The 19,098-nt window shown below is 69.7% G+C and carries 17 protein-coding genes, 1 pseudogene and 1 riboswitch; of the genes and pseudogenes, 16 read left to right on the top strand and 2 right to left on the bottom strand.

Annotation, left to right across the window (positions count from 1 at the left end):
- Nucleotides 1–43: 43 nt before the first annotated feature.
- The 6 genes from OG972_RS12420 (at nt 44) to OG972_RS12395 (ending at nt 5,462) form a co-directional block, all read left to right on the top strand.
- Entirely contained in the window at nt 44–352 is a 309-nt protein-coding gene (locus tag OG972_RS12420) for a DUF2469 domain-containing protein (protein ID WP_005311352.1), read from the top strand.
- A 120-nt stretch (nt 353–472) separates the two neighbouring features.
- Nucleotides 473–832 (top strand): YraN family protein, encoded by a 360-nt coding sequence (locus tag OG972_RS12415; protein WP_266981022.1) that lies wholly within the window; start codon nt 473–475, stop codon nt 830–832.
- Nucleotides 832–2,457, top strand: coding sequence for a YifB family Mg chelatase-like AAA ATPase (locus OG972_RS12410; RefSeq protein ID WP_266981020.1), 1,626 nt, complete (start codon nt 832–834; stop codon nt 2,455–2,457). The genes OG972_RS12415 and OG972_RS12410 overlap by 1 nt, the downstream gene beginning before the upstream one ends.
- A gap of 119 nt (nt 2,458–2,576) precedes the next feature.
- A complete protein-coding gene (dprA, locus tag OG972_RS12405; RefSeq protein WP_266990441.1) occupies nt 2,577–3,731 on the top strand; it encodes a DNA-processing protein DprA in 1,155 nt (384 codons plus the stop codon).
- A gap of 241 nt (nt 3,732–3,972) precedes the next feature.
- Nucleotides 3,973–4,809, top strand: a complete 837-nt coding sequence (gene whiG, locus OG972_RS12400; RefSeq protein ID WP_266981018.1) for an RNA polymerase sigma factor WhiG — start codon at nt 3,973–3,975, stop codon at nt 4,807–4,809.
- A gap of 95 nt (nt 4,810–4,904) precedes the next feature.
- Entirely contained in the window at nt 4,905–5,462 is a 558-nt protein-coding gene (locus tag OG972_RS12395) for a TetR/AcrR family transcriptional regulator (protein WP_266990439.1), read from the top strand.
- Between the two features lie 71 nt (nt 5,463–5,533).
- Here OG972_RS12395 and OG972_RS12390 read toward each other — a convergent pair.
- Nucleotides 5,534–5,980, bottom strand: a pseudogene (locus OG972_RS12390) (murein hydrolase activator EnvC); the annotation flags it as partial.
- A gap of 404 nt (nt 5,981–6,384) precedes the next feature.
- Between OG972_RS12390 and rpsB the strand changes: the two are divergent.
- From rpsB to OG972_RS12360, 6 genes are all read left to right on the top strand, one after another.
- Nucleotides 6,385–7,326: a 30S ribosomal protein S2 gene (gene rpsB, locus OG972_RS12385; protein ID WP_266981017.1), complete on the top strand. Its 942-nt coding sequence runs from the start codon at nt 6,385–6,387 to the stop codon at nt 7,324–7,326.
- A gap of 102 nt (nt 7,327–7,428) precedes the next feature.
- A complete protein-coding gene (gene tsf / locus OG972_RS12380; protein ID WP_266981015.1) occupies nt 7,429–8,265 on the top strand; it encodes a translation elongation factor Ts in 837 nt (278 codons plus the stop codon).
- 160 nt (nt 8,266–8,425) lie between these two features.
- The gene (gene pyrH, locus OG972_RS12375; RefSeq protein ID WP_266981013.1) at nt 8,426–9,202 is read left to right on the top strand and encodes a UMP kinase; all 777 of its coding nucleotides are present in this window, start codon (nt 8,426–8,428) and stop codon (nt 9,200–9,202) included.
- Nucleotides 9,203–9,383: 181 nt separating this feature from the next.
- Nucleotides 9,384–9,941 (top strand): ribosome recycling factor, encoded by a 558-nt coding sequence (gene frr, locus OG972_RS12370; RefSeq protein ID WP_093899080.1) that lies wholly within the window; start codon nt 9,384–9,386, stop codon nt 9,939–9,941.
- A complete protein-coding gene (locus tag OG972_RS12365) occupies nt 9,941–11,026 on the top strand; it encodes a phosphatidate cytidylyltransferase (RefSeq protein ID WP_266981010.1) in 1,086 nt (361 codons plus the stop codon). Before frr ends, OG972_RS12365 begins: the two co-directional genes overlap by 1 nt.
- A gap of 520 nt (nt 11,027–11,546) precedes the next feature.
- On the top strand, nt 11,547–12,824 hold the full coding sequence (locus OG972_RS12360; protein WP_266981008.1) for a sodium:proton antiporter: 1,278 nt from the start codon (nt 11,547–11,549) through the stop codon (nt 12,822–12,824).
- A 217-nt stretch (nt 12,825–13,041) separates the two neighbouring features.
- On the opposite strand, the gene OG972_RS12355 is transcribed toward OG972_RS12360, so the two are convergent.
- Entirely contained in the window at nt 13,042–13,284 is a 243-nt protein-coding gene (locus tag OG972_RS12355; RefSeq protein WP_266981006.1) for a hypothetical protein, read from the bottom strand.
- A 463-nt stretch (nt 13,285–13,747) separates the two neighbouring features.
- On the opposite strand from OG972_RS12355, the gene rlmN reads away from it, so the two are divergent.
- The 4 genes from rlmN to OG972_RS12335 all read left to right on the top strand — a co-directional run bounded on the left by rlmN (nt 13,748) and on the right by OG972_RS12335 (nt 19,021).
- Complete coding sequence (gene rlmN / locus OG972_RS12350; RefSeq protein ID WP_266981004.1) at nt 13,748–14,854, top strand: 23S rRNA (adenine(2503)-C(2))-methyltransferase RlmN; 1,107 nt, start codon at nt 13,748–13,750, stop codon at nt 14,852–14,854.
- A 41-nt stretch (nt 14,855–14,895) separates the two neighbouring features.
- Nucleotides 14,896–15,012, top strand: a riboswitch (TPP riboswitch).
- 73 nt (nt 15,013–15,085) lie between these two features.
- Complete coding sequence (locus OG972_RS12345) at nt 15,086–16,207, top strand: thiamine ABC transporter substrate binding subunit (protein ID WP_266981002.1); 1,122 nt, start codon at nt 15,086–15,088, stop codon at nt 16,205–16,207.
- A 116-nt stretch (nt 16,208–16,323) separates the two neighbouring features.
- Nucleotides 16,324–17,973: an iron ABC transporter permease gene (locus OG972_RS12340; RefSeq protein WP_266990437.1), complete on the top strand. Its 1,650-nt coding sequence runs from the start codon at nt 16,324–16,326 to the stop codon at nt 17,971–17,973.
- Nucleotides 17,974–17,995: 22 nt separating this feature from the next.
- Entirely contained in the window at nt 17,996–19,021 is a 1,026-nt protein-coding gene (locus OG972_RS12335) for an ABC transporter ATP-binding protein (protein WP_266981000.1), read from the top strand.
- The last annotated feature ends 77 nt before the right edge of the window (nt 19,022–19,098 follow it).

Below are 19,098 nucleotides of genomic sequence, written 5' to 3'. Positions count from 1 at the left end.
TGGCGCACAATAGGTGGACGCACGGCTGAAGGGGAACATGCCAATGAGCGCCGAGGACCTCGAAAAGTACGAGACCGAGATGGAGCTGAAGCTCTACCGGGAGTACCGAGATGTCGTCGGTCTGTTCAAATATGTGATCGAGACCGAACGGCGCTTCTACCTCACCAACGACTACGAGATGCAGGTGCACTCGGTTCAGGGTGAGGTCTTCTTCGAGGTGTCCATGGCGGACGCGTGGGTCTGGGACATGTACCGGCCCGCCCGGTTCGTCAAGCAGGTACGCGTCCTGACCTTCAAGGACGTCAACATCGAAGAACTCAACAAGAGCGACCTCGAACTCCCGGGGAGCTGAGCCGCTGCGGCGGTCGCCGGTCCGTTCGGGTGGCCGGGTTGTCCACAACCGCTGAGTTGTCCACCAAGATCCACCAGCGGGGCTCGGACGCGTCATCGTCGGTGCCGGAGGTGGTGCCGAATGAACGCACGGGGGGCACTCGGGCGGTACGGCGAGGATCTGGCGGCGCGGCTGCTGACCGACGCCGGCATGGCCGTACTGGAACGGAACTGGCGCTGTCGCGCCGGTGAGATCGACATCGTGGCGATGGACGGGGACGCGCTGGTCGTCTGCGAGGTCAAGACCCGCAGGGCGGGGGCGTTCCAGCATCCGATGGCGGCCGTCAGCCCGGTGAAGGCGGACCGGTTGCGGCGGCTCGCCGAGATCTGGCTCGACCGGAACGGCGGCCCGCCGCCGGGCGGGGTGCGGATCGATCTGATCGGCGTGATGCTGCCCGGACGGGGCGCGCCGGTCGTCGAGCACGCGCGCGGGGTGGCCTGATGGGGTTCGCGAGGGCGTGCTCGGTGGCGCTGGTCGGCGTCGAAGGCGTGGTGGTGGAGGTCCAGGCGGACCTGGAGCCGGGGGTGGCGGCGTTCACCCTGGTCGGTCTGCCGGACAAGAGCCTGGTGGAGAGCCGGGACCGGGTCAGGGCCGCCGTGGTCAACTCCGGGGCGGAGTGGCCGCAGAAGAAACTCACGGTCGGGCTCTCCCCGGCTTCCGTGCCCAAAGGAGGCAGCGGCTTCGATCTCGCTGTCGCGTGTGCCGTACTCGGCGCGGCCGAGCGGATCGATCCCTCGGCCATCTCCGATGTGGTGATGATCGGGGAGCTCGGCCTCGACGGCCGGGTGCGGCCGGTCCGCGGTGTGCTGCCTGCCGTCCTTGCCGCTGCGGAGGCGGGGTACCGGAAGGTCGTCGTGCCCGAACAGACCGCGGGCGAGGCGGCGCTGGTGCCCGGCGTCTCGGTCCTCGGGGTGCGGAGCCTGCGGCAGCTGATCGCCGTGCTCAGTGACGAGCCGGTACCCGACGAGCGGGAGGGCGACGAGGAAGGACGCCCCTCCACGTTGCTGGCGGGGCTGATGGTGCCGGGCGCGGGCATCAGCAGGGGACTGGCACGGGTCTCCGCGCAGGGCGAGGGACGTCCCCCGGACCTGGCGGACGTCGCCGGCCAGGAGACGCCGCGTCTGGCCCTTGCGGTCGCAGCGGCGGGCGGGCACCATCTGCTGCTCTCCGGACCGCCGGGCGCGGGCAAGACCATGCTGGCCGAGCGGCTGTCCGCGATTCTGCCGACGCTGAGCCGGCAGGAATCCCTGGAGGTGACCGCGGTGCACTCGGTGGCGGGCATCCTGCCGCCGGGTGAGCCACTGGTCACCCGGGCGCCCTACTGTGCGCCGCACCACTCGGCGACGATGCAGTCGCTGGTCGGCGGGGGGAACGGGCTGCCGAGGCCCGGGGCGGTCTCGCTGGCCCACAGGGGTGTGCTGTTCCTGGACGAGGCGCCGGAGTTCTCCGTCCGGGCGCTCGACGCGCTGCGCCAGCCGCTGGAGTCGGGGCATGTGGTGGTGGCGCGCAGCGCCGGAGTGGTGCGGCTGCCCGCCAGATTCCTGATGGTGCTGGCGGCCAATCCCTGCCCCTGCGGGCGCCACACCCTCACCGGCGCCGGTTGCGAATGCCCGCCCTCTTCGGTCCGCCGCTACCAGGCGAGACTCTCCGGGCCGCTGCTCGACCGGGTGGATCTGCGGGTGGTCGTCGCACCGGTCACGCGCGAGGACCTCATGGGCCGGAGAGGCCGGGGCGAGTCCACGGCCGTCGTCGCGGCGCGGGTACGGGAAGCCAGGGCCCGGGCGGCAGAACGGCTTGCGGGCACGGGATGGACCACCAACAGCGAGGTACCCGGCCATGAGCTGCGAACCCGGCTGCTCGCGGCGCCGGGGGCGCTCATGGAGGCCGAACGGGACATGGAGCGGGGGCTGCTCACCGCGCGGGGACTCGACCGGGTGCTGCGGGTGGCGTGGACCGTCGCCGATCTGCGCGGCGCGGATCGCCCGGAGGCGTCCGATATCGCGGTGGCCCTGGAACTACGGACCGGCATCGCCCGGGGAGCCTTGGCCCGGGGCGGGACGTCATGACGCCGGGGGGCTACGGCGAGGGGCGGGGCATGATGACGCCGGAGTCGGTGGGAGACCACGCACCAGGGCGTGGGCAGGAGGCGGTGGGCGGCCGCCAACCAGTAAGCGCGCCGGGGACGATGGGGGAGCGGGAGCGGCTGGCACGGGCTGCGCTGACCCGCGTGCTGGAGCCGGGGGACGAGCACGGTGGCCGCTGGCTGCGCCAAGTCGGCGCCGTCGAGCTGATGCGGCGGCTCACGTCCCGCGACGGGACCGCGGAAGAGCTGAGCGGCATGACACCGAAGCGGCTCGCCGGATACCGGTTGCGGGTCGGGTCGGCCGAGCCCGAGCGGGACCTCGCGGCGGTCGCCGCGGTGGGCGGCCGCCTGGTCTGTCCCGGTGACCGGGAGTGGCCCAGCCAGCTCGACGACCTGGGCGACTCCAGGCCGACCGCGCTCTGGGTGCGGGGCCGGGCCGATCTGCGGCTCTGGGCGCTGCGTTCCGTTGCCGTGGTCGGCGCACGCGCCTGCACTCCCTATGGGGCGCATATGGCGGCGAGCCTCGCTTCCGGGCTGGCGGAGCTGGGATGGGTGGTCGTGTCGGGCGCCGCGTACGGAGTGGACGGGGCGGCACACCGTGGCGCACTCGCGGCCGGTGGGGCGACGATGGCGGTCCTGGCCTGCGGCGTCGACGTCGCCTATCCCCGAGGCCATGCCGAGCTGATCGGACGCGTGGCGGAACAGGGTCTGGTCATCGGAGAGCTGCCGCCGTCCGATCATCCGACACGCAGCAGATTTGTCCTTCGGAACAGGGTGATTGCCGCGCTGACGCGGGGAACGGTCGTGGTGGAGGCGCAATACCGCAGCGGTTCGCTGGTTACGGCACGCAGGGCTCAGCAGCTCGGCCGCTTCACCATGGGGGTTCCGGGACCCGCCACCAGCGGGCTGTCGGCCGGTGTCCATGAACTGCTCCGGGGCGAGGGCGTCCTGGTCACGGACGCCTCGGAGGTGGCCGAACTGGTGGGGGACATCGGTGATCTCGCTCCCGCCCGACGCGGTCCTCTGCTTCCCAGGGACCTGCTGGACGCCGTCTGCGCCCGGATCCTCGACGCCCTGCCCTCCCGCGGTTCCGTCAACGCGAGGGACATCGCCCGCACCGCGGGCACCGGCACCGACGAAGCGCTCGGCAGGTTGTACGAACTCCACTCACTGGGGTTCGTCGAACGTGATGGCGATGGGTGGCAGTTGACGCGGCAGTCGGCATGCAATGGGGACGCGCGGCGAGGCGGTCCTTGACCTGGAGCATTCGGGTGAAAAGGTGATGCCGGTGACCTCGGCGGATCCTTCGGCGACCCCTCCGGGACCGCTGCACAGGCGACGGGCCCGGAGCGTAGTCGTGTCTGTTCCCCCAGAAGTACCGGGCGCCGATGCTCTATCCTGCGCGCACCGCGACGCTTCAGTCACGCTACGCTCACAAGGAATCCGACTCAGACACAAGTCCCCCAGCACTTCACAGCAGAACGGCTCAAGGCACCACATGCCCCAGCACACCTCCGGGTCTGACCGCGCAGCAGTGCCACCCGCTGCGCGTGGCACTGTGCGCCCCCCTGCCCCCTCCTCGCTCGACGAGTTGTGGCGTTCGTACAAGTCCACGGGCGACGGCCGGCTGCGGGAGCAGCTGATCCTTCACTACTCGCCGCTGGTGAAGTACGTCGCGGGCCGGGTGAGCGTGGGACTGCCGTCCAATGTCGAGCAGGCGGACTTCGTCTCCTCGGGAGTCTTCGGACTGATCGACGCGATCGAGAAGTTCGACATCGAACGGGCCATCAAGTTCGAGACGTACGCGATCACGCGCATCCGCGGCGCGATGATCGACGAGCTCCGGGCGCTCGACTGGATCCCGCGCTCCGTACGACAGAAGGCGCGGGCCGTGGAGCGCGCCTACGCGACACTGGAGGCGCAGTTGCGGCGTACCCCGTCCGAGGCGGAGGTCGCGGCGGAGATGGGCATCGCCCTGGAAGAACTGCATGCGGTTTTCAGCCAGTTGTCGCTGGCGAACGTGGTCGCGCTGGAGGAGCTGCTGCATGTCGGCGGCGAGGGTGGCGACCGGCTGAGCCTGATGGACACCCTTGAGGACACCGCCGCCGACAATCCGGTGGAGGTAGCCGAGGACCGCGAGCTCCGACGGCTGCTCGCCCGGGCGATCAACACGCTCCCGGACCGCGAGAAGACTGTCGTCACCCTCTACTACTACGAGGGGCTCACCCTCGCCGAGATCGGCAACGTGCTCGGGGTGACCGAAAGCCGGGTCAGCCAGATCCACACCAAATCGGTGCTGCAGCTCCGCGCGAAACTGGCCGACGCGGGACGTTGAGCAGGCGTCCGGCCGGGCGATGTTGGCTGCCCGCGCCCCCTTTCGAACACCTGCCGCCGTAGAGTGGATCCGTGCCCAGGATTCGAGCGGCCTCCGTGGCCGAGCACCGGACCATGCAGCGCGGCGCCCTCCTGGACGCTGCCCGCTCCCTGCTGTCCGAGGGCGGTACGGAGGCGTTGACCTTCCCCGCTCTCGCCGAGCGCACGAGCCTTGCGCGGTCCTCCGTCTACGAGTACTTCCGTTCCCGCGCGGCCGTCGTCGAGGAGCTGTGCGCCGTCGACTTCCCCGTCTGGGCGGCCGAGGTCGAGAACGCGATGGAGCGGGCGCAGACGCCCGAGGGGAAGATCGAGGCATATGTACGCCGCCAGCTCGATCTGGTCGGGGACCGGCGGCACCGGGCTGTCGTCGCCATCTCGGCGAGCGAGCTGGACGCAGGCGCACGGGAGAAGATCCGGGCGGCCCACGGCGGGCTGATCGCCATGATTGTCGAGGCGCTCGGTGACCTCGGCCATGAACAGCCGAGGCTGGCGGCGATGCTGCTGCAGGGCTCGGTGGACGCCGCCGTGCGCCGTATCGAACTGGGCGTGGCGGAGGCGCCCGGGGTGATCGCTGACACCGCCGTCGCCATGGTCCTGCGGGGCGTGCGGGGCTGACGCCCGCACCCGGTCGCCGCCGCGACGAGGAGCACGGCAGGGTCTGCGTACCCGACGGCGCCCGGCGCCCATGGCTCCGGTACGCCGAACACCGGCAGCAGCCGCGAAGGACCCCGCCGCAGCAGCGCCGGAGGCAGCAGCGACAGCGGATCCAGATATGCGTCACCACGCCGCAGCCCCCAGTGCAGACACCCGGACTCGCAGTGGAACGGCCCGGCCTCCATGACCGCGACCGGCTGGCCGGCGCGGACCTCGTCACCTTCCGAGACCAGCGCCCGCACCGGCTCGTACGTCGTGCGCAGCGGCGGATCACCGGTCCCCGCCACCTCGATCGACAGCACCCCCCGCCCCGCGACGCGCCCCGCGAACGAGACCCGGCCGCCGGCGGCGGCCAGCACCTGGGCACCCGGAGCGGCGGCGAGGTCGACGCCACGGTGCCCCCGCCCGTAGGCGTCGGCCGGCGGCTCCCACCCCCGTACGACCACGGGCCGCCCCGCGAGCGGCCACGCACGCCCGCCGCCCTGGGTGGGGTTGTCCGCGGCGGCGGCGCGGCCCGCACCGCACAGCATCGTGAGCACCGCCATGAACGCCGCCACGAGCGTCGCCCGGGTCTGGCGAGCCGTCGGTTCAGGTGTGTATCGCATGACCCGAACCGTTCCGCACCCGGCGGATCCGCGAGGATCATGGACCGGATCTGTGGACTACTCGCCGGTTGTGGACAGCGCCGTCACCCGGCACTCGACGGGTCCCGTACACTTCTTGTGGCGATCCGGGTCACCGGGTCGACTTCGCACGCCCCGCCACCTCCCTCTCTGCGGACGGTGGCCGCGCTCCTCGGTCCCTTGTGGCATGGCGCGTCGGGGCGTCAGGCGCGACCGCAATCCTGCGGTTGCGACAACCGAGTACCTCAAGGAGTACGGCCATGGCCGTCGTCACGATGCGGGAGCTGCTGGAGAGCGGCGTCCACTTCGGTCACCAGACCCGTCGCTGGAACCCGAAGATGAAGCGCTTCATCTTCACCGAGCGCAACGGCATCTACATCATCGACCTGCTCCAGTCGCTGTCGTACATCGACCGCGCCTACGAGTTCGTCAAGGAGACCGTCGCGCACGGCGGCTCCATCATGTTCGTGGGTACGAAGAAGCAGGCCCAGGAGGCCATCGCCGAGCAGGCGACGCGCGTCGGCATGCCGTACGTCAACCAGCGTTGGCTCGGTGGCATGCTCACCAACTTCTCCACCGTCTACAAGCGCCTTCAGCGTCTGAAGGAGCTTGAGCAGATCGACTTCGAGGACGTGGCCGCCTCCGGCCTCACCAAGAAGGAGCTCCTGGTCCTCTCCCGCGAGAAGGCCAAGCTGGAGAAGACCCTCGGTGGTATCCGCGAGATGCAGAAGGTGCCCAGCGCCGTCTGGATCGTCGACACCAAGAAGGAGCACATCGCCGTCGGTGAGGCGCGCAAGCTCCACATCCCGGTCGTCGCGATCCTCGACACCAACTGCGACCCCGACGAGGTCGACTACAAGATCCCGGGCAACGACGACGCGATCCGCTCCGTCACCCTGCTCACCCGCGTGATCGCCGACGCCGTCGCCGAGGGCCTCATCGCCCGTTCCGGCGCTGCGACCGGCGACTCGAAGCCGGGCGACAAGGCCGCCGGTGAGCCGCTCGCCGAGTGGGAGCGCGACCTGCTCGAGGGCGACAAGAAGGCGGACGCCGAGGTGCAGACCTCCGCCGAGACCGAGAAGGCCGCGGACGCCGCCGAGGCGCCGGCCGAGGCCGCTGCCGAGGCGCCGGCCGAGGCCGCTGCCGAGGCTCCGGCCGAGGCCGCTGCCGAGGCTCCGGCCGCGGACGCCGAGCAGGCCTGACGACTCCGTCACGGCTGAATGACGGCGGGGGCCGGTGCAACAGGCACCGCCCCCGCCGTTCACCCGTAGATCTTTCAGACTTCGAGAGAGAAACACAGACTCATGGCGAACTACACCGCCGCTGACGTCAAGAAGCTCCGCGAGCTCACCGGCGCCGGCATGATGGACTGCAAGAAGGCGCTCGACGAGGCCGACGGCATCGTCGACAAGGCCGTCGAGGCGCTCCGTATCAAGGGTCAGAAGGGCGTCGCCAAGCGCGAGGGCCGTTCTGCCGAGAACGGTGCCGTCGTCTCCCTCATCTCCGAGGACAAGACCTCCGGCGTCCTGCTCGAGCTGAAGTGCGAGACGGACTTCGTCGCCAAGGGCGAGAAGTTCCTGGCCGTCGCCAACGCTCTGGCCGCCCACGTCGCCGCGACCTCGCCGGCCGACCTGGCCACGCTGCTCGCCTCCGAGATCGAGGCCGGCAAGACTGTTCAGGCCTACGTCGACGAGGCCAACGCCAACCTCGGCGAGAAGATCGTCCTGGACCGCTTCGCGCAGTTCACCGGCGGTTACGTGGCTGCGTACATGCACCGCACCATGCCCGACCTCCCGCCGCAGGTCGGCGTCCTGGTCGAGCTGGACAAGGAGAACGCCGAGGTCGCCAAGGACGTCGCGCAGCACATCGCCGCCTTCGCCCCGAAGTACCTCAACCGCGACGAGGTTCCGGCCGAGACGGTCGAGAACGAGCGTCGTGTCGCCGAGGCCACCTCTCGCGAGGAGGGCAAGCCCGAGGCCGCCCTTCCGAAGATCGTCGAGGGTCGCGTCAACGGCTTCTTCAAGGACGTCGTCGTCCTGGAGCAGGCTTTCGCCAAGGACAACAAGAAGTCCGTCCAGAAGGTCCTGGACGAGGCCGGTGTCACCCTGAAGCGCTTCTCGCGCATCAAGGTCGGCATCTGAGTCCGTCCGCGAAAAACGGTGGACCCCGATAGGGTCTGGTGCAGTCGTACGGCCGCACACCCGCCGTACGACCGCAGATCTGACGAGGAGGCCATTGCCGCTGAGGGACACCAGACCCACCGGCAATGGCCTTCTTCGTATGTGCACGAGGAGAATCTCCATGAACAAGGGCGCGGACGCCGCCAAAGGTGACCACAAGCGCGAGGACGGCAAGGTGGCCGGACGCTTCATGCTGAAGCTGTCCGGAGAGGCATTCGCCGGCGGTGGGGGCCTCGGCGTCGACCCCGACGTCGTACACGCCATCGCCCGGGAAATCGCGGCTGTCGTCCGGGGCGGTGCGGAAATCGCGGTTGTCATCGGCGGCGGCAACTTCTTCCGCGGCGCCGAGCTCCAGCAGCGCGGCATGGACCGGGCCCGGTCCGACTACATGGGCATGCTCGGCACCGTCATGAACTGCCTGGCGCTCCAGGACTTCCTGGAGAAGGAGGGCATCGACTCCCGCGTCCAGACCGCCATCACCATGGGGCAGGTCGCGGAGCCGTACATCCCGCTGCGCGCGGTGCGCCACCTGGAGAAGGGACGCGTCGTCATCTTCGGCGCCGGTATGGGCATGCCGTACTTCTCCACCGACACCACTGCCGCCCAGCGCGCCCTGGAGATCGACGCCGAGGGCCTGCTCATGGGTAAGAACGGGGTGGACGGGGTCTACGACTCCGACCCGAAGACCAACCCGGACGCGGTGAAGTTCGACGCGCTGGAGTACAGCGAGGTGCTCGCCCGCGATCTCAAGATTGCCGACGCCACCGCCATCACGCTCTGCCGCGACAACCAGCTGCCGATCCTCGTCTTCGAGCTGACCGCGGCCGGCAATATCGCCCGCGCCGTCAAGGGTGAGAAGATCGGCACGCTCGTGAGCGACCAGGGCACCCGGGCCTGACAACCGGGGGGCCGCCCGGGGGAATCCCCCGACGGCCCCGGGGCCGGCCGGGGACACCCGGGGGACGGTCCCGAAGGATGGACAACGGCCTGCCGGTCGGACACCGTGCAGGTGAGGACGCGACGCAGGACCCGCCGGGCCCGAGCACGCCGGGCCCACTCAAAACACGCAGGAGCACGTGGTGATCGAAGAAACCCTCCTCGAGGCCGAGGAGAAGATGGAGAAGGCCGTCGTGGTCGCGAAGGAGGACTTCGCCGCGATCCGCACCGGCCGTGCGCACCCGGCGATGTTCAACAAGATCGTCGCCGACTACTACGGCGCCCTGACCCCGATCAACCAGCTGGCCTCTTTCTCGGTTCCCGAGCCGCGCATGGCCGTCGTGACGCCGTTCGACAAGAGCGCGCTGCGCAACATCGAGCAGGCCATCCGCGACTCCGACCTCGGCGTCAACCCGAGCAACGACGGCAATATCATCCGAGTGACCTTCCCCGACCTCACCGAGGAGCGTCGTCGCGACTACATCAAGGTCGCGAAGACGAAGGCCGAGGACTCCAAGATCTCGATCCGGGCCGTCCGCCGCAAGGCGAAGGAGACCCTGGACAAGCTGGTCAAGGACAAGGAGTCCGGCGAGGACGAGGTGCGCCGCGCCGAGAAGGAGCTCGACGACACCACTGCGAAGTACGTCGCGCAGGTCGACGAGCTGCTCAAGCACAAGGAAGCCGAGCTGCTCGAAGTCTGATGAACGACTCTTCCTGGGGCGCCCCGCAGGGAGCCGGCTACGGGGGTACGCCCGAGATGAGGGCTGCCCCCGCGGGTCCTGCATACGATGTGCATGACGCCCAGCACACTCGGCCCATGCCCATCGTGCCGGACGTTCCGGACGCAGGTAGAGACGCTGACGACCGTGACGACCGGAACGGGGGAGCCTCCGGCCGGCGCGGCGTTCCCCCGTACCGTGACGAGAAGCCGCAGGAGCCCATGTCCACCGCGCCGACGCCCCCGCAGAAGAAACGTGCGGGTCGTGACCTGCGAGCCGCCATAGGGGTCGGTGTGGGGCTCGGGGCCGTCATCGTCGCCTCGCTCTTCATTGTGAAGGCCGTCTTCATCGGCGTGATAGCGATCGCCGTCGTCGTCGGCCTCTGGGAGCTCACCTCCCGGCTGCAGGAGCGCAAGGGCATCAAGGCACCGCTCGTGCCGCTCGCGATCGGCGGCGCGGCGATGATCGTGGCCGGCTACGTGCGCGGAGCCGAGGGCGCCTGGGTCGCCATGGCGCTGACCGCCCTGGCGGTGCTGGTCTGGCGGATGACCGAGCCGCCCGAGGGATACCTCAGGGACGTCACGGCCGGTGTTTTCGCCGCGTTCTACGTACCCTTCCTGGCCACGTTCGTCGCGATGCTGCTGAGCGCGGACGACGGGCCGCAGCGGGTCCTCACCTTCCTCCTGCTGACCGTGGTCAGCGACACGGGCGCGTACGCCGTCGGCTGGCGCTTCGGCAAGCACAAGCTCGCGCCGCGGATCAGCCCCGGGAAGACCCGCGAGGGACTGTTCGGAGCCGTCGCCTTCGCGATGGTCGCCGGCGCTTTGTGCATGCAGTTCCTGATCGACGACGGCACCTGGTGGCAGGGGCTGCTGCTCGGCCTGGCCGTCGCTGCCAGTGCCACCCTCGGCGACCTGGGCGAGTCCATGATCAAGCGGGATCTCGGGATCAAGGACATGGGCACGCTGCTGCCCGGTCACGGCGGGATCATGGACCGACTGGACTCGCTGCTGCCGACCGCTCCGGTGGTCTGGCTCCTGCTGGTGCTTTTCGTCGGCTCCAGCTGAGAAGTCGGGCCGTCACCATCCCGACCTGCGTTTCTGCATGTGAGGGTCCGTTGTCCACAGGACGGCGGGCCCTCACTCGTCTGTCTGGGGCACGGGACGAACCGTGCCCCAGCCCGGAGAGCTCAGCCAGGAACGGGACACAGGCGCCGTTCGACCTGCATCTCAGGCGACAACATCACTGATCGCCTTTCCGGTTCAGGCTCCCGTGTGCAGCGGGTCGGTGAGCAGGCGGTGGATGAACTCCGCAGTCGAACCGTCGAACCGTCCCTGTGGCCACCCCGTGACGGCGACTCCACGGTCACACAGCCCGAGTAACCGCGCCGGTGTCCAGGCCGCCCGGGTGAGCCCGAGGCCCGCCACGGGCCGGGGCATGTCCGAGAAGGGACCATCCGGCGGTGCTTGGGCGGGGCCGCGGAGTGCCGCGTCGACTCAGCCGGAGTGGCTGTCCCACGCTTGTCGTGCAACGGATCGGTGAAGTGGACGAAGCAGCGTCGCGCTCTGCACCTCTGAGGAGAACCGGGTGAATCCATGGGCCGCGATCGCGGCGTCCGCAGTGATCTCCTCGTATGCGGTGGTGTCGCGTCGATTGTCCACGACGATCCTGTCCGGGCCAATGATGTTCGTTTCCTTCGGCCTGGTCCTTGGGCCGCTGGGCCTGGATCTGTTCGATCGCCGTACGAACGCCGAGCTCACCCGGGTGCTGTTGGAAAGCGCGTTGGCGCTCGTACTGTTCACGGGAGCCGCCTCGATCCGAACGCGGCAACTGCGCCGGGAATACTTCCTGCCGGTACGGCTACTGGCCGTCGGGCTGCCGTTGACCATGGCTTTTGGGTGGCTCGTGGCATGGATCCTCCTGCCTGGCCTCACCGTGTGGGAACTCGCGCTCGTTGCCGTCATCCTGGCTCCCACCGACGCGGCGCTAGGACAGCAGGCGGTCTCGGACCGCAGTATCCCGGCTCTCGTGCGGCACGGCTTGAGCGTCGAGTCGGGACTGAACGACGGTATGGCGGTGCCTTTCTTCTTGCTGGCTCTCGCGGCGGCCGGCGGTGGTCACAATGGACACCAGGGGCCGACGGCGGTCTTCTTCCTCGCCCTCGTGGCCAGCAGCGCCATCGGACTGGTGGTCGGGTGGCTGGGCGCGCAGGTGCTGCGATGGTCGTCAGCCCGGGGGTGGAGTGCGCCCGACTGGCGGCCCATCCTGGTTCTCGCGGTGCTGGTGATTGCCTACGCGTTGTGCATCGTTGTCGACGGGAGTGGCTTCATCGGGGCCTGGACCGCCGGCCTGGCCTTTGGCGCGGTGCTGCGTACGGGACCGGTCGCCGGGTGTTCGGGTGCCGCTGACGAAGGCGGCGGTGGGGACGTCGGGTTTCTTGAGCGTCTCGGCGAGCTGCTGGCCGCGCTGAGTTTCCTGATCTTCGGCGGGGCCATCCTGGGCCCCTCCCTCGAGCACGTGACCTGGCGGATGCCGGTGTATGCCGTGCTCAGCCTCAGCATCATCCGCATGCTTCCCGTGGCCGTCTCACTGATCGGCACCGGACTGCGTCTTCCCTCGATCGCATACACCGGCTGGTTCGGCCCACGCGGGCTGGCATCCGTGGTGCTCGGACTGATCGCTTTCGAAGAGCATCTGCCGGGGACGGATCTGCTCACCGGTGTCGTCGCCGTAACCGTGGCTCTCAGCGTCTACCTGCACGGCGCATCAGCGGCATTTCTGGGCTCCCGCTACGGCACGTGGTACGCCCGAGCTCGCCGCCGGAGCCCGGAACTGCGGGAAGGGTCCGCCGAATCCTCGGCCTGATTCCGTCGGCACCATCTGCATGACGAGCGGCGCGGCCGGTCAGGCTCGGGCTCTGTTCCGAGCCAGGGCGAACAAGCGCCGGTTCCGCAAGAAGCAGCAGGCGCCGCCTGAGCACCTCGCGCGGCCCCGACCCCACCGGCTCACAGTCTCATTCGCGGCCGCAGCCGTTCAGCTCCCCGGCGAGCACAGTCGTGCCACCAACCTGTCCCGACAGCCCTCAGGCCGCGCCGTACTCGTGTGGTCGGCCGCCCTGCCACTCCACCCACCGGGGGTCGTCCAGCACGTCATCGGCGTCCGGCAGGCCGGCGCGGCGGAGGAACTCGACCACGTCGGCGTCGCTGCGGGCGAGGCCCGCGGTCTGAGCGCGGATCGTCACTCGACGGCCATCCGCTCCTGCTGCTCGGTGCACGACGATCGGTGCGTCACGCGTGTCCTCGGGGTCCGGCAGCTCGCGGCTCAAAGCTCTCCTCGCTCTCTTGGCTCTGTCGGGTCGGCAGTACGGGCACTCGCGATGCCGTCCTCCGTAAGTGCGCGTAGGGCCTGCTCCTCCGGGCGGGCGCCGATGGAGGCAGGGCGGGTACCCCTGTGTGCCTCAGCCTCGCGTTTCTCCGGCTCGGCGAGGGCGCGACCGGTTCGCCCAGCTGGTACGCCTGGCACTCGCCAACGATGCGCGGGCGATTCGGGCGAGAGCAGTTTTCGGACACATATTCGATTCTAGGGCGCGGTGGGCCGTTGTGCGCACCACCTGCCTGTCGTGCGATCGGTCACTGTCCCTGCGCGCGGCCGGGCCGTCCCTGGGCCGTCAAAGGACCGCCGACGTCGACTGATGACGGCCGACGTCGACCGGGCTCGTGTGCCCCTCACCCCTCCTGAGCTGGTGAAGGCCTCTACTGCCACGGCGTGTCTGCGACACTGGACGGACCATGCCTAAGCCCGGAGAACTCACTTTCGTCGCGCCCCGCGGAGCCAAGAAGCCGCCGCGGCACCTCGCCGACCTCACGCCCGCCGAGCGCAAGGAAGCCGTCGCCGCGATCGGCGAGAAGCCGTTCCGCGCGCAGCAGCTGTCGCAGCACTACTTCGCGCGGTACGCGCACGACCCGGCCGAGTGGACCAACATCCCGGCCGGTTCGCGGGACAAGCTCGCCGAGGCGATGTTCCCCGACCTGATGTCCGTGGTCCGGCACATCAGCTGCGACGACGACACCACCCGTAAGACGCTGTGGAAGCTGCACGACGGGACGCTGGTCGAGTCCGTCCTGATGCGCTACCCGGAGCGGGTGACGATGTGCATCTCGTCGCAGGCCGGATGCGGGATGAACTGCCCGTTCTGCGCGACGGGGCAGGCCGGTCTGGACCGCAACCTGTCGACCGCCGAGATCGTCCACCAGATCGTGGACGGCATGCGGGCGTTGCGTGACGGGGAGGTTCCGGGCGGGCCCGCGCGGCTCTCCAACATCGTCTTCATGGGCATGGGCGAGCCGCTCGCCAACTACAAGAGGGTGGTCGGCGCGATTCGCCGGCTGACCGACCCGGAGCCGGACGGTCTCGGTCTCTCGCAGCGCGGCATCACCGTCTCCACGGTGGGCCTGGTGCCGGCCATGCTGCGCTTTGCCGACGAGGGCTTCAAGTGCCGTCTCGCCGTCTCGCTGCACGCGCCGGACGACGAGTTGCGGGACACGCTCGTGCCGGTGAACACGCGCTGGAAGGTACGCGAGGTGCTGGACGCGGCGTGGGAGTACGCGGAGAAGTCCGGCCGCCGGATCTCCATCGAGTACGCGCTGATCCGCGACATCAACGACCAGGCCTGGCGCGGTGACCTGCTCGGCCGGCTCCTCAAGGGCAAGCGGGTCCATGTCAATCTGATCCCGCTCAACCCGACGCCCGGCTCGAAGTGGACCGCTTCCCGGCCCGAGGACGAGAAGGCGTTCGTCGACGCGATCGCGTCCCACGGAGTGCCCGTGACCGTGCGGGACACCCGCGGCCAGGAGATCGACGGGGCCTGCGGGCAGCTGGCGGCATCCGAGCGCTGAGGCCGAAAGGGCCCGTGTAACCTGGGCCCGAAATCAACTTCATATTCCGACAGGGGAGCGCCACAGCGCTGAGAGTGCGGCACCGAGGACAGGTTGGCCGCAGACCCTCTGAACCTCGCCCGGGTCATTCCGGGTAGGAAGTTCGGTCATCAACTCATGCTGTTGCGCCCTGCCCGCTTCTCCAAGGGCAGGGCCGCGTCTCTTCCTGGTCAAACCCAGGAGGAATTCATAGTGAGCACCACCCGCACCACGCGTGGGACCAAGCAGCTCGCGGCGACGGCCGTCGCCGCCGCGCTCGGCGTCACGGCACTTGCCGGCTGCGGCAGTTCCGACGACTCGGCCTCGGGGTCCGGCGACACCAAGGGCTCCGGTTCGAAGACCGTGACCCTTGTCAGCCACGACTCGTTCAACGCCTCCAAGGACGTGCTGAAGGCGTTCACGCAGGAGACCGGCTACACGGTCAAGGTGCTGAAGAGCGGTGACGCAGGCGCCGCCCTCAACCAGGAGATCCTGACCAAGGGCTCCCCGCGCGGTGATGTGTTCTTCGGCGTCGACAACACGCTGCTCTCCCGCGCCCTCGACAACGGACTGTTCACTCCGTACGAGGCGAAGGGCATCGACCGGGTCGCGGCCGACTCCCAGCTGGACGCGGCCAAACACCGGGTCACCCCGATCGACACCGGCGACATCTGCATCAACTACGACAAGAAATACTTCGCCGACAAGAAGCTCGCGCCGCCGAAGACCTTCGACGACCTGGCGAAGCCCGCGTACAAGAACCTTCTTGTCACGGAGAACGCCGCGACCTCGTCGCCCGGTCTCGGATTCCTCCTCGGCACCGTGGCCACCTACGGCGAGAGCGGATACCAGGACTACTGGAAGAAGCTGAAGAACAACGGCGTGAAGGTGGTCGACGGCTGGGAGCAGGCGTACAACGAGGAGTTCTCCGGGTCCGCGGGCGGCAAGAAGGCCAAGGCGGACCGGCCGCTCGTCGTCTCGTACGCCTCCAGCCCGCCGGTCGAGGTGCTCTATGCGAAGCCGCAGCCGAGCGAGGCTCCGACCGGCGTCGCGACCGGGACGTGCTTCCGTCAGATCGAGTTCGCCGGTCTGCTGGACGGCGCGAAGAACGCGGCGGGCGGCAAGGCGCTGCTGGACTTCCTGATCAGCAAGAAGTTCCAGGAGGACATGCCGCTCAACATGTTCGTGAACCCCGTCACCAAGGACGCGAAGCTTCCGGAGCTCTTCACGGAGTTCGGCGCTACGGTCGACAGGCCCGCCACCGTGGCCCCGGGCGCCATCGCCAAGAACCGTGAGCAGTGGGTCCAGTCGTGGTCCTCGCTCGTAGTGAAGTAGCGAAGACTCCCGTACGCGGTCCGGGCGCGGGCGGGAATGGCTCGCGGACCCGGACCGGGCTCGCGGACCCCCGGCGCGCAGGGGCGCGGCGGGGGAGCGTGGTGCGGCTCGGTCTGATGGCCGTGCCCGTCGCGTTCTTCGCGGTGTTCTTCGCCCACCCCGTCGTCGCGATCGTCGGCCGCGGCCTGAAGGCCGACGGCGCCTGGCAGTTCGGCCGGATCGGCGAGGTGCTGACCCGGCCGGACATCCTCGACGTCCTCTGGTTCACCACCTGGCAGGCCCTCGCGTCGACCGCGCTGACCCTGGTGATCGCGCTGCCCGGCGCGTATGTCTTCGCCCGCTTCGACTTCCCCGGCAAGCAGGTGCTGAGGGCGGTCGTCACCGTGCCGTTCGTCCTGCCGACCGTCGTCGTGGGGACGGCCTTTCTGGCGTTGCTGGGGCGCGGCGGCTTCCTGGACGAACTGGCGGGCCTGCGTCTCGACACCACGGTGTGGGCGATCCTGCTCGCCCATGTCTTCTTCAACTACGCGGTCGTCGTGCGGACCGTCGGCGGGCTGTGGTCGCAGCTCGACCCGCGGCAGGAGGAGGCCGCCCGGGTGCTGGGTGCCGGGCGGTTCGCGGCGTGGCGGCGGGTGACTCTGCCGGCCCTCGCGCCCGCAGTGGCCGCCGCCGGGCTGATGGTCTTCCTCTTCACGTTCACCTCCTTCGGGGTCGTACAGATCCTCGGCGGTCCGGCCTACTCCACGCTGGAGGTCGAGATCTACCGGCAGACCGCCCAGCTCCTCGACCTTCCGACGGCCGCCGTGCTGACGCTGGTTCAGTTCGCCGCGGTCGGCGCGATCCTGGCCGTGCACGCGTGGACCGTGCGGCGCAGGGAAACGGCGCTGAAGCTGGTCGATCCGGCGCAGACCTCCCGCAGGCCGCGCGGCACCGGGCAGTGGACGCTGCTCGGCGGGGTCCTGCTGACGGTGCTGGTGCTGATCCTGCTGCCGCTCGGTGTGCTCGTGGAGCGTTCGCTGGACGCCCCCGGCGGCTACGGCTTCGGTTACTACCGCGCCCTGCAGTCCGTGGAGGCGAGCGGCAGCACGTTCCTGGTCGCACCTCTCGAAGCGATCGGGAACTCACTGCAGTACGCGCTGGTCGCGACTGCGATCGCGCTGCTCGTCGGCGGGCTCGCGGCGGCCGCGCTGACGCTCCCCCAGCCTCGAACGGACTCGGCCGGGGGGACCCCCCTGGCCGAGCGGCTGGTCCGCGGTTTCGACGCGCTGCTGATGCTGCCTCTCGGGGTGTCCGCCGTCACCGTCGGCTTCGGCTTTCTGATCACCCTGGACAAGCCACCGCTGGATCTGAGGACGTCGTGGATCCTGGTGCCGCTCGCCCAGGCGCTGGTCGGCGTTCCCTTTGTCGTACGGACGATGCTGCCGGTCCTGCGGGCGGTGGACGGGCGGCTCCGTGAGGCGGCGGCGGTGCTCGGGGCGTCGCCGCTGCGGGCCTGGCGCGAGGTCGATCTGCCGCTGGTGCGAAGAGCGGTGCTGGTCGCGGCGGGCTTCGCTTTCGCCGTGTCGCTCGGCGAGTTCGGCGCGACGGTGTTCATCGCGCGGCCCGACAACCCGACCCTGCCGGTGGCCGTGGCGCGGCTGCTGGGACGGTCCGGGGAGCTCAACTACGGGCAGGCGATGGCGCTCAGCACGATTCTGATGCTGGTCTGCGCGGTGTCCCTGCTGCTGCTCGAACGTATCCGCCCGGACCGGTCCGGGGAGTTCTGACGATGCTCGGGGTGTTCTGGACATGCTGACACTGGAATCCGCCACGGTCCTCTTCGGGAAGCGGTCGGCGCTCGACGCGGTGGATCTGAAGGTTGCGGACCACGAGATCGTCTGTGTCCTGGGGCCCAGCGGCAGCGGCAAGTCGACCCTGCTGCGCGTGGTCGCCGGACTGCACCCGCCGGACGGCGGCCGGGTGCTCCTCGACGGCGCCGACCAGACCGGGGTGCCGGTGCATCGGCGCGGTCTCGGCCTGATGTTCCAGGATCATCAGCTCTTCCCTCACCGGGACGTCGGCGCCAACGTCGCCTTCGGGCTGCGCATGCACGGCGTCACACGCGGCGACCAGGACCGCAGGGTCGCCGAACTTCTCGAACTGGTGGGCCTGCCCGGCGCCGAACGGCGGGCTGTCGCCGCACTGTCCGGCGGAGAACAGCAGCGCGTCGCCCTCGCGCGGGCGCTTGCCCCGCGGCCGAAACTGCTGATGCTGGACGAGCCGCTCGGCCAGTTGGACCGCAGTCTGCGCGAACGCCTCGTCGTCGAACTGCGCACCCTGTTCGCCCGGTTGGGGACGACGGTGCTCGCCGTCACCCACGACCAGGGCGAGGCCTTCGCCCTCGCCGACCGGGTCGTCGTGATGCGCGACGGGCGGATCGCCCAGGCGGGCACTCCGTTGGAGGTCTGGCAGCGCCCCGCTTCCGCGTTCGTCGCCCGGTTCCTCGGCTTCGACAACGTGGTGGACGCGACGGTGACCGGCGCGGCGGCCGGTACGGCGTGGGGGAAGGTGCCGGTGCCGGACGGCTCGCCGCAGGGCCCGTGCGCTCTGCTGGTGCGTCCGGCGGGCGTACGGCTCGGATCCCCGGAGGCCGGGCTGCGCTGCACGGTCGGCGCGCGTACCTTCCGGGGCAACCATGTCGCAGTGACCCTCCACCCCGAGAGCGGACCGGTCCTGGAGGCGGAGTGCCCGCTGCGGGACACCCCTCAGGAGGGCGCGCATGTGGGCGTGACCTTCGACGCGTCGGAGACAGTGGTACTGCCCGCGGTGTTCTAAGGGCTGTTCCGTAGACGCGGCGCGCCGCGGTTGACGGGGCAGTTCCACGCGCTATATTAAACACATCAGTTAATTAA

The organism is Streptomyces sp. NBC_01669 (assembly GCF_026339735.1).
GTDB lineage: Bacteria > Actinomycetota > Actinomycetes > Streptomycetales > Streptomycetaceae > Streptomyces > Streptomyces yanii.
The sequence above is the reverse complement of the archived record's forward strand: the minus strand, read 5'-3'. Positions and strand labels throughout refer to the sequence as shown.